The sequence below is a fragment of the Candidatus Poribacteria bacterium genome, from assembly GCA_021295715.1.
Taxonomy (GTDB): Bacteria; Poribacteria; WGA-4E; order WGA-4E; family WGA-3G; genus WGA-3G.
Genome location: JAGWBV010000145.1, coordinates 4687 through 15717 on the forward strand (window position 1 = coordinate 4687; position 11031 = coordinate 15717).

The 11031-nt window shown below is 45.7% G+C and carries 4 protein-coding genes and 1 pseudogene (1 of these 5 only partly in view); all 5 read right to left on the reverse strand.

The window, feature by feature from the left end:
• Positions 1-630: pseudogene (locus J4G07_21870) on the reverse strand (leucine-rich repeat domain-containing protein) (it extends 3294 nt beyond the left edge of the window).
• Between the two features lie 96 nt (positions 631-726).
• The gene (locus J4G07_21875) at positions 727-1692 is read right to left on the reverse strand and encodes a leucine-rich repeat domain-containing protein (GenBank protein MCE2416633.1); all 966 of its coding nucleotides are present in this window, start codon (positions 1690-1692) and stop codon (positions 727-729) included.
• 7 nt (positions 1693-1699) lie between these two features.
• Complete coding sequence (locus J4G07_21880; protein MCE2416634.1) at positions 1700-3607, reverse strand: sigma-70 family RNA polymerase sigma factor; 1908 nt, start codon at positions 3605-3607, stop codon at positions 1700-1702.
• A gap of 549 nt (positions 3608-4156) precedes the next feature.
• Positions 4157-8419, reverse strand: a complete 4263-nt coding sequence (locus J4G07_21885) for a leucine-rich repeat domain-containing protein (GenBank protein MCE2416635.1) — start codon at positions 8417-8419, stop codon at positions 4157-4159.
• Positions 8420-8546: 127 nt separating this feature from the next.
• Complete coding sequence (locus J4G07_21890) at positions 8547-9002, reverse strand: hypothetical protein (GenBank protein MCE2416636.1); 456 nt, start codon at positions 9000-9002, stop codon at positions 8547-8549.
• Positions 9003-11031: the final 2029 nt, after the last annotated feature.

An 11031-nucleotide genomic window follows, 5' to 3' on the forward strand; every position in this document is an offset into this window, starting at 1 on the left:
GTCCACCGATTGATTCCAACCTCCCATTCGTAGTCTCGGAGATCAATGTAGAAAATCGTCTCCTCTGGATCAATAGGCTGCGGTTTGATGACCTCGCGTCCCCAAGAAAGACTGTTCACGAGTTTCGAGAGGGCACGTTGATAGGCATGGCGTGCCTCCGCACTCTCACCGGCATTGTAGAGATGCGTCATTGTAAAATAGCGTGTGAAGGCACGGTCAAAGGGTGATAGTGAGTTGACGTGCTTCTCAATCGTTTCAAGCATTTCGGTGGGTGCAATAAAGTCGGTATCTCGTTCTGGCATCTGCCAATCCGGTGCGCCTGCTTGAATCCAGTTGCCGATGGTCAGGATTGCTTGGCATCCGTTTTGCTGGATCATTTGTGAGGAGTCGTTTATAGATTTCGGATTCAATCGGTTTCCCCGGAACGACTGCGCCTGTTTCGATGAGTGCGGTGTGCTCAATAATGATTTCCTCTGTAAATGCGCCATGTTCGCCATGGCAATTGAGGCAATTTTGTTGAAAAATAGCGGATGCCTGTTGGGCGAGATTCTCTTGGGCATCAGTAGTTTTAGGCACTAAAATGACAAGTGCGAAGACAATTAGAAGGATATATTTTTCTTTGAGTTTCATCAATATCTTTGGGCTGGAAACCCCGTCTTCAGGTAGGGGAGGAAGCCCGCTCCTTTCTTCTTTGACAAGTTTCGTTGTTAGGGTAGGGTGCTTGTCTTATTTCAGGTGTTCCAGGTTTAATCCAGAAAGTGGTGTGAAATCTTTTATTGGGTTTCCTCTGATCTGCAATTTCCGCAGTTCCCTCAAACCACCTAAGGGACGCAGGTCGGAAATGTCGTTATGCGACAGATTCAAGATCCGAAGTTTTTTCAACCTCGCCAATGGGCTTATATCCGAAACCTTGCTATTCTCGAGAGTGAGTTCCTCTAAATTGATGAGATTCGCTAACGGACGCAGGTCAAGGGTTGGCGTGCTTGGCAAGATATCTGAGAGGTATAAACGTCCAAGCGTCATCAAATTAGCAAGCGGACGGAGGTCTGTTATCGGATTGTCCCTAAGGTCGAGTTCTCTAAGATTTGTCGCAAACTCCAAACCTGTGAGGTCAGAAATCCCCTTACCCGCAATATCAATATAGCCGACCGATCGCATCCTCTCTTTTGTCAGGGGAACATCAGGCAGCAATCCGATTTCACCCCGAACAGCGGTGCGTAATGCTGGGTCAGGCATCCATGCCTCAGCAAAATCTGTTTGTCCCTTTGTCTGTCCGATAACATCGTATTTCAGGTTTGTAAGATTCAATCCAGAGAGTGGCGTCAAATCTCTTATCGGATTGCCTTTGAGCAACAATGTCCGTAGTTCCGTCAGTCCTGATAGCGGTCGGATGTCGGAAACGCCACTATTTAAAAGATCCAAGGTTTGAAGTTCTTTCAACGCCGCCAACGGACTTATATCCGAAACCTTTATCGGATTATTAGAAATGTTGAGGTCTGTAAGATTCAATCCAGAGAGTGGCGTCAAATCTCTTATCGGATTTCTCTCAAGCCACAATTGCCACAGTTCCGTCAACCCTGCAAGTGGACTCACCTCCTCAATTTGATTATTTGAGAGATGCAAGCGGCGAAGTTTCTTCAAGCCCATCAGCGGACGGATATCCGAAATCCAGTTCCCCTCCAGAGAAAGCATCTCTAAGTTAATGAGATTCGCTAAGAACGTGCCAAAAATGAAACTCCACGAGTTGTGTCAAATTCGACAATGGACGTAAATCTGTTATCGGATTCTGGCGCACATCCAGGCCCCTAAGATTCGTTGCGAACTCCAATCCTGTGAGGTCCAGGATGCCTTTGTCATGCGCATTGAGAAAGCCCAACTTTAGTAGCCTTTCTTTCGTCAAGGGAATATCGGGTAGCAGTCCGATTTCACCCCGAATTGCTGCTCGCAACGCTGGGTCTGGCATCCACGCTTCGGAAGGCTGTGTTTGCTCTGCTGGATCCGATACAGCGTCGTATTTCAGGTCTGTGAGATTCAATGCCGACAGTGGTGTGAAATCTTTTATCGGATTCCCTTTGAGCAACACTGTCTGCAATTCCGTCAGTTCCGTTAGTGGACTTAAGTTTCCAACGCGATTGTCTGTAAGAATGAGTTCCTTTAGGTTTTCCAAACCTGCGAGTGGAACAACGTTTTCAACTTCGTTGTCAAAAAGGTCTAATACTTCTAAACTTTTCAGATTCACAAGCGGACTTAGATCCCTTACACGATTATCAGCCAAATTCAGGTAGATCAGAGCAGTCAGCGAACTCAAGGGAGATACATCGGTCACTTGATTATTCCAGAGACTTAACTCGGTTAGATTCGTTAGGGTAGCGAGAGGTCTCAGATCTGCTACTTGATTATTGCCTACATTGAGATCCGTCAGGGAAGTAAGCATAGCAAGGGGCCTTAAGTCGGTAACATAATTACCCTCATCCGCTAAATGTAAATGTCCTAAATTTCGAGCGAATTCTAAACCCTTTAGATCAGTAACACCCCTTCCTTCAGCATTTAGGTGCTCCAGTTCTTGTATATTATCCTTGGTCAAGGATGCCGTTGCGGGTAGTCCGAGTTCCTCCCGAATAGCAGCACGCAATTCGGGGTCGGGCATCCACGCGTGAGTATCTTTTGGATGCACCGGCGCGTCCGATGTTGAGTTCCTTGCAGAAACCTGTAAGCCGTTACTGTTGGTATTCCCAGCGGTAACGACAGCACGCCCAATTTGATTTCGCAGTGCTGGTTTCGCGTTAGTCTCTAAGACAATAGACACATCCACGATCTCAATGGTCGGTTCAGATTCCGCCTCGAAACTATAGGGTTTCTGAAAGCGAGTGAGGTGTTGGTTGCTGAATCCGATCAAAAATAGAATCAAAACAGCAGCTGCGCCAAAAGCCGCCCATGGGAGCAACGGTTTCGTAGCCGAAGGTGGGGTCAGTTTCAAGTCAGCGACTTGCTGCATGATGTTCTGGGTTAAATTCGCCGATATCTGCACACCGCCGAGAACTTCTTGAACCAAGGTTTCTTCTTTCTCCCGTAAACGTTTGCGTGCTCGACTGAGCCGACTACTGATCGTCTTTACGGAAACACCCAAGAACTTACTAATTTCCTTCATTGTCATTTCGCCGAGATAGAAAAGCGTCATGACGGTGCGTTCACTTTCCGGCAGTTTTTCCAGAAGTTTTTTCACGGTTTCACGCCGGCGTTCCTCGGCTGCTGCCTCGCGGTGCTCCGACAAATAGTGAGCATAGGAGAGTTTTTCGACTTCATCCACGCGTGTATCCTCCAGCGATTGCATCGCAGATTTTTGCTTTCGCAGCCAATTCAGGCACCGCCGATTCGCGATGACATAGAGCCATCCGGCAAATTGATGGAGATCTTTGAGCGTCGGGAGTTTTTTATATACTTGAAGGAAGGTGTCTTGCGTAATCTCTTCAGCATAATGAAAATCACCGATCTTTCGCCATACAAGCGCATGAACGCTTTTTTGGTATTTTTCGACCAAGATGCTAAACGCGACATCATCCCCTGATAAAATTCTCTGTATCAATTGAACATCGTCTTCTCTTTCCATCAGGATTCTCCATGATTCATGAATAGGTTTCGCAGCCTTGAAGGTTCCCTCGTGTTGTTTTCATTTGGAAGGATCGCGTTGCCAATATCTGTAGGCAGGTGTCGTTTATGTGCCGCATTTGCATGCAATTGTAGTATATAGAATTCACAGATTGAACCATTTAATGTGGGACCTTACCTTCCACTGTTATTAAAGACACAATTTTTTATTAAAAGTCTGCACTAATTTAACGCAAGTTGCTATTTTTTTAAACAGGACTTACGCAAAATGGGCTTTCATGCCAAAATTGAGCGAATATTCCCCAAGCAGGCGCAATAATGCACGTCGCATGAATCAGAATCAACGGTATGAAGTGCTTATGCACTTCCCCGGGTATGAATGCCTTATGGCGACTACGAACCAAAGATCACACGAAAACGGGTCAACTGCGTAAGTCCTATTAAAGAATAAGAAATAGTATTCACAATTCTCAAACGAGCCGTTAAAGATAGAAAGGGTGGAAAGCCTCTAACTTCCACCCTTCTTTTTTATAATCTCATCAATGCCGTCTTACTTCCGTATCAGCATCTTCCGCGTTGCCGTGAAATCGCCTGCCGTGAGTGTGTAGAAATAGACACCACTGGCAACGCGTTCACCGACAGCGTTTCTGCCATCCCAATACGCCGCACGGCTACGACTTTGATAAATTCCAGCGGGCATTTGTCCCAGCACTAACGTTCGGATTAAACTACCCCCCACAGAATAGATACGCAAGGTGACATCTGCGGGTTCCGAGAGTTGATACGGTATCCATGTCTCTGGGTTGAACGGGTTCGGATAGTTGGCAAGCAGTACTGTCTCTTCTGGTATTAGCGATGCTAAGAGGCGTTGAAGGTTCGCAATGCCCTCTCGGAAGGCAATAGAACCGTCATCTTCAACTTGTGCCTGTGTTATCCATGCTTGTATCATTGCCGGATCTAAGAGTTCCAAAGTGTCTATAGCAATAGCAGAAGGGGCTGCAGAAGTGGTCGTTTCGCCAAGATGTTGTGCGACAAGAATGAGGTCTTGGATGTTAATAATGCCATCCTGGTTTACGTCGATCCGTAAGTTAGCAGGTGTGCTTGCCCCTAAATCCTGCGCCACGAGAATAAGATCTAAGACACTCACACGTCCATCCTGATTCACATCCCATGCGGGATAACCTCCCACAGTGATTGTAATATTGGGTGGAAGGGATGGGATGATGTCGCCTGTAATAGAGCCAAATTCAAAGTTATCCAATGTTACTTGCGTTCTGCCGCCCGCTTTTGTCCTAAATGTTACAGAGAGTAATGTGCCTGTGCCACTCACACCATTTTCAGATTGTCGCGCTGCAAACATACCTTTGATTTTGCCCACCGTATTATCAATTGTACCACCTTGGAAGAAGGTATCTCCACCTTCCATCATCAGGAAATCGCCTTCAACGACTTCAGTCGCTTCAAGGACCTTCGGATCAAAGGTAATATCTGCTTGCCATCCTGCTAAATTGGTAACCTCTTCTGCGTTGAGATTTAGCGTTAACATATCGTCAGCGAGAAGAGTTGTCTGAGTTGCTGAAAACGCGAAACCGACACCGAAAGGTATTAATGTATAGTCTGTGCCTTGTTCAAAACCGAAGTGCCCGGTAATCGTTCCTCCATTGCCAACAGCAACTAACAAGACATTTGCTCCCGGTTTAAGGGTGATAGGAAAATACTGATTGAAACCAGCACTATCGGCCGACCAATAATCGTATTCTGCAGGTCTGATTAACTGCTCATAGATTAACTTACCATTTAGCCAAACCTTGTTGCGACCCGCACTTCCCACAAACATTCTTGTTTTTTGTTCCCGCGGTGAATCTAAGATTACGGAACCGTAGACAATCATAACTTCCGTCTTCCATTCATATTCTTCAGGCAAGCCGAAAGCACGCACCATTTCCCACATATTATTTACAGGTCCATCATAAGTACCTATAGGCGAAATTTTATGGGATGTCCATTCATAATTTCCGACTGCTTTTCCTTCCGCTGCGCCTCTCGTAGCAATCTGATGTTCTGTTACAGAACCCTCACTCACTTCTGACAATAAATCTGTATTGTTGTCAAGTTGTTTTTCTGGAATCGGGACCCATAACCAAGGTCCCTCTATTTTTCGACCTCCTATAGGGGCACCCGGGTTATTAAGCCAACTGATATATGTCCGCGCAGCTAACCCATCTAAAGAGGATATGTCAGGTATTTGATTTACACGTAAATCTAACCATTCCAAGTTGATTAGCCCTGCAAGTGAGGATACGTCTGAGATCCTGTTTTCATGAAGGTACAGTTCTGTTAATCCTGTTAAACTCGATAACGGTGATATATCAACTATTTCATTCCGGGGTAAATCTAACCTTGCTAAGTTGGTTAGCCCTGAAAGTGGAGATACGTCTGTAATCCTGTTCTCAGCAAGTCGTAAACGTCTTAGGCTTGTTAAACCCGATAATGGCGATAAAGAATAATCGGACACTCTTCTGGTGTGGTTAAGATTTAGATATTCCAATTTGGTTAACCCTGCCAAGGGTGATAAATCAGATAAAGAATCGCAACCATGACAGTCCAGCCATTCTAAATTGATGAGGCCTGCCAAGGGTGAAACATCCGATAGTTTCGCATTGTTAGCAATCGACAGATGTTTTAGACCGGTTAATCCTGCCAGCTGTGAGAGGTCTTCTAATCCGCATCCATAAAGGTACAATATTTCCAAGCTTGTTAGACTTGCCAAGGGGGATAGATCCGATACTGGATTACTACCTAAGTGTAACCCTCTCAGTTTTGTCAATCCTGAAAATGGGGAGAGATTGGATATTCCGGCATCCCAGGCACCTACTTCGATAAGGCTTTTCAATTCGGCAAGTGGTGATAGATCCGATATTGGATTATTTGAAATCCATAACTCTTCCAGATTTATAGCGTACTCAATACCTGTCAAATCCTTAATGTCTCTATTACTTGCTCTTAAGGTTGTTAATGTTGCCATCTCTTGAGGTGTAATCGGAACAGTAGCAGTATCCTCTTTCCCAAGTGTCTCTGCGATTACTGCACGGAGGTTCGGATCGGAAATGTATACACCAGTACCGGGGATCCGCTCTGGACGCACTTCAGTTGGCGGAAGAACACCATCGGGGGTATTCAACACAGAAAGCACTTGGTCGAAATTAGATCTCCAAGCATCCCGTTTCATCGTACTATTTTCCAACACCTGCAATCCTAAGTTTTGTAGGCTCACATTCTCACGAATCTTTTCAAGGAACACTTCGGTTTCTAATCCAACAGCGGCGGCAGCGTGCGCTGCATCAAGGGGTCTTTGAAATGCCTCGTGGAATCGCTGAACGGGTTCAATCCCGCCAAAGACACCCCCTGTCGCTTCAAGTGCCTGCCTATAACGGTCAGTATCTTCGCGCACCAAACGATCCATGGTAGATTTATCAGTATAGAGTTGCAACGCTCTGTCCTTGTTAAAAGGCGGGTTCGCGTTCCGTTGAATAACAGCCCGAACCGTATCTTGAAAATCTTTCATCCCTTCGGTGTGGCATCCAATACAAGACAATCCATTTCGGACGGTCGGATCGCTCGCAGCCGGATTGGAAACGATGTTTATCGGAGCCTCATCAAGTCGTCTGCCGCTGGCATCCGCGAGGTAGTACGCCTGCAATCCATTTGGGAGATTAAAGATAATCTCACCACCGTCGTGCGTGAATGAGAGCGGATGCGTAAAGATATTCTGTGTCCCGACACTCCCGGCAAAGTCGTAACTTTTCCAATACGCACCGTATCGGGAATCATGACGTTCAACAACGCGATTGTTATTAGAGACACCGGAATCGTTGAAACCCGCACGCCAGACGCGTTTTCCCGGAGCGTTGCGAATATTTTCGACAACATTCACTTCCAATCGAGTCTCCAACTCACGATCTGTCTCAGGAAGTCCCAAGATGTCATGGTAGAGTGGCGGCAAGGCGGCTGTTGCGATGAACCAATCCACATGAACGAACGGCACTTCGCACGCCATTTTTTCCCGTAGGTTTGTCAGTTTTTCACGGAGGGCTGTCTGTGTTGGCGCGTTAAACTCAATCTCATAAGGATATGCCGCCTCGATCAGCGTCCAGCGATTGGACCCGACCTCCCATTCGTAGTCGCGAAGGTCGATGTAGAAGATCGTTTCTTCTGAATCAATGGGTTGTGGGACTTTAATAGTGCGTCCCCAAGAGAGACTGTTCACGAGTTTCGAGAGTGCTCGCTGATAGGTGTGGAGTGCTTCCACACTTTCACCGGCATTATAGAGATGCGTCATCGTAAAATAGCGTGTGAAGGCACGGTCAAAGGGTAAAAGGGAGTTGACGTGCTTCTCAATGGTGTCGAGCATCTCCTTGGGAGTAATGAAGGGGCCATCTGTTTCAGAGGTGCTTTCCCAATCCGGTGCCCCTGCTTGAATCCAGTTGCCAATCGTCAGAATCGCCGCTGGTGGCAGTTGGGGTTGACCGAGTGGCATCCGTTTTGCTGGATCGTTTGTGAGGAGTCGTTTATAGAGTTCGGATTCTATAGCAGGTTTCCCCGGAACGACTGCCCCGGTTTCGATGAGTGCTGTATGTTCAATAATAATTTCCTCAGTAAACGCTCCATGCTCACCGTGGCAGTTGAGACAATTCCTTTCAAAGATTGCATACGCTTGTTGGGCGAGGTTCTGTTGGGCATAGACCCTGTGAGGGTTGACCAGAATAAGTGTCAATAGACAGACGAATATAATAAATGTTTTCCAGTTTTTCATGTATTTTTCCTTTCGCTAAGGCTTTGATTCCCAATCTATAAGGGTAGTCCCAAGTGTTGCCAAGTGAAATTTTCTGGTAGAGAATGGCAGGATAATATAGATTCGATAAGATCCTCATGTTATTAGTTTACTGAAATGCATTAGCGACGGCGACGAGGTCAAGGATATTGACAACACCATCACCATTGACATCCGGGGCATCTTTGCCAAATGCATTAGCGACGGCGACGAGGTCAAGGATGTTCACCGCGCCGTCTCCGTTGACGTCCGCAGTAGGATCGGTTTCCGCCTTCAAATAGATTTCGCCATCTAAGTCTGGGAGGGTGTGAACGGTGTTATTCACGTCACTAGCTACGCCTATTGCTGAGGTCGGCAAAGTGATTGTTTGTGTCTGCCTTGGTGAATTCACGGATGAAAAGTCCTTCGATAGAGACACCTTTAGGCGTTTTGTAGCGTCGTCCCTTTTCACCGACAGGACGCCCCAGCGGCGCATCCCAAAAATCATACCAGTGAGCAACAGGTTCACCACCACCAGGGTTAATGGATAAGGAAAATAGGCGAAATTGATATTCCAGATAGCCATCTGAATGCGTTAAACTCAGCGTCGTGAAAATGCGCATCCACTGCTGATTTCGTGGGGAATCTGGTGGTTCTCCCTCAATTCCAAATCCAGTCAAACCATTGATCTGTGGTTCTTGGAGATGGCTTTCTGACCAAATTATGGCTTCTTCAATCCTTGAAAGACTCTCCCGACTATAGCCGAGAGATCGATACTGTTTATCCACATCTGTTATTTCACTAAATGGTATTTCTAGGGTAGGAAATGTTTCCCTGTACGTGCCGTTGATATATTCTGCCCATCTTGGAATCTTATCTTCATTGGCGTTTACCATTATCAAGAAATCGTCATCTACCGTGGAGCGAATGCCTTGCAAGATTTTATCGCGTGCGACGTGTTCTGCTTCAAGTGTTCGATACTCACGAAGCCTTCGTCCTTCACTCCAATGATCGAAGAATATACCGTCAAATAAACCGCACGATGCGATAGCTTTGGCTTGATCAATCGCAAATTTTTGCGTTTCAGGCAATGTAAAATCCAACAGCGTATCCCCCCAACTATCTACAATACGATTGCCATTTTCGTCCCGAAGCCAAAGGTCTTGTAAAACACTATCTTCAGGATGTCCATGAGCAGATGGGCTAGTGTAATATACGATCGGCACGAGGAGTATCGCATTAGGATTAAACGCCAAGAGCGCATCTCGCCGCTCTTTAGCTCTTTGGAAATCGCCAATCAGATGAACGCCAACGCTGGTGTTTTTGAACTTCAAACCCAACGTTTCAGGACAACAAAAATATAGATTGAAATAGGCTATAGGCTCATCTGCTGATGCCCCTGGAAGTCTCGGTAGTATAGGCGGGCGGTTTCGGACGGAAGACCATGATCCGAAGATGGATGGATATTCACGGGCTTCAATCCGAGGTATAACGGCGGACCTGGGTAATTCACATTCTAAGGCAATACTACCTGGATTACCTTCAGAATCCAGAACCTCTATATTGGTGAGTTCCGTGAGTGGTGAAAGGTCAACAATTACATTGTTGCGTACATTCAATTCCGTCAAACTCGTCAAGGCAACAAGCGATGAAACGTTGGCAATCTGATTATCTTGAAGGGCAAGATCTTTTAGGTTCACTAACCCTGCGAGCGGCGAAACATCTACGATTTGGTTGCTCCACAACCCCAGCACCTCAAGACGGACAAGTTCTGCGAGCGGCGAAATATCTGAAATGGCATTACCTCCCAAATCAAGGAATGTGAGTTTCGTTAAATCCGCAATCGGACGGATGTCCTGGATATGATTTTGTGGAAGAATAAGAAATTCAAGGTTTACAGCATACTCCAAACCTGTGAGATCGTTAATCTTTTTGGCTATCTGAAGTTTCGCTGTATCTAACGCAACCAATTCGAGCATATCTGCTTTCGTCAAGGGGGTATCGGTATCTATCTCAAGTTGCTGACGGACAGCTTTTCGGAGAATCGGATCCGGCATCCACTGTGGGTCTTGGGCATACGCAGCGTTAATAACTATAAACAAAATAATAATAAGCGAAAAAAGGCGTTTATACATAGTATCCTCTATTGAAATAGTTACAAGTTACCCAAGTTGCTACTTATAATATTTTAGGTACGTAAACCTCATTTTCATTGAAAGTCGTTGAGGATCTGCGGGGTTTTGTAATGTAAACTGTTAGTTTGCGTCTTTAGGGCACAATCTAACAGATTATGCTACAAAGATGGCAACTTGCGTTATAAGTTATAAGAGATTTTGATGACTTCAACATTCATCAGAAATGCGGAATGGGTTGTGTGCATATCCGAATCGTGGATTTATCAGATTATGCGGATTTTCGATTATTTTACCCCAAGTTGCCACCTAAGAAAGCTACAGATATTTAAGGACAATTTGTATTGGACAATTACTGATGTTTCAACGACACACATGTCGCCCCTCCGGGGCTTGCCAGGTTGCCTCCGATGATTTATGAAAAAGCACCTAAAAATGCTCTGAAAATAACGCATCCTATTTCAAAGTAGCAACTTAGGTTAA

Bases quoted from the DNA above. Each gene is read 5' to 3' on its own strand.
- J4G07_21875 (MCE2416633.1), bottom strand. From the start codon at position 1,692: ATGCTTTCTCTGGAGGGGAACTGGATTTCGGATATCCGTCCGCTGATG.
- J4G07_21880 (MCE2416634.1), bottom strand. From the start codon at position 3,607: ATGGAAAGAGAAGACGATGTTCAATTGATACAGAGAATTTTATCAGGG.
- J4G07_21885 (MCE2416635.1), bottom strand. From the start codon at position 8,419: ATGAAAAACTGGAAAACATTTATTATATTCGTCTGTCTATTGACACTT.
- J4G07_21890 (MCE2416636.1), bottom strand. From the start codon at position 9,002: ATGGCTATCTGGAATATCAATTTCGCCTATTTTCCTTATCCATTAACC.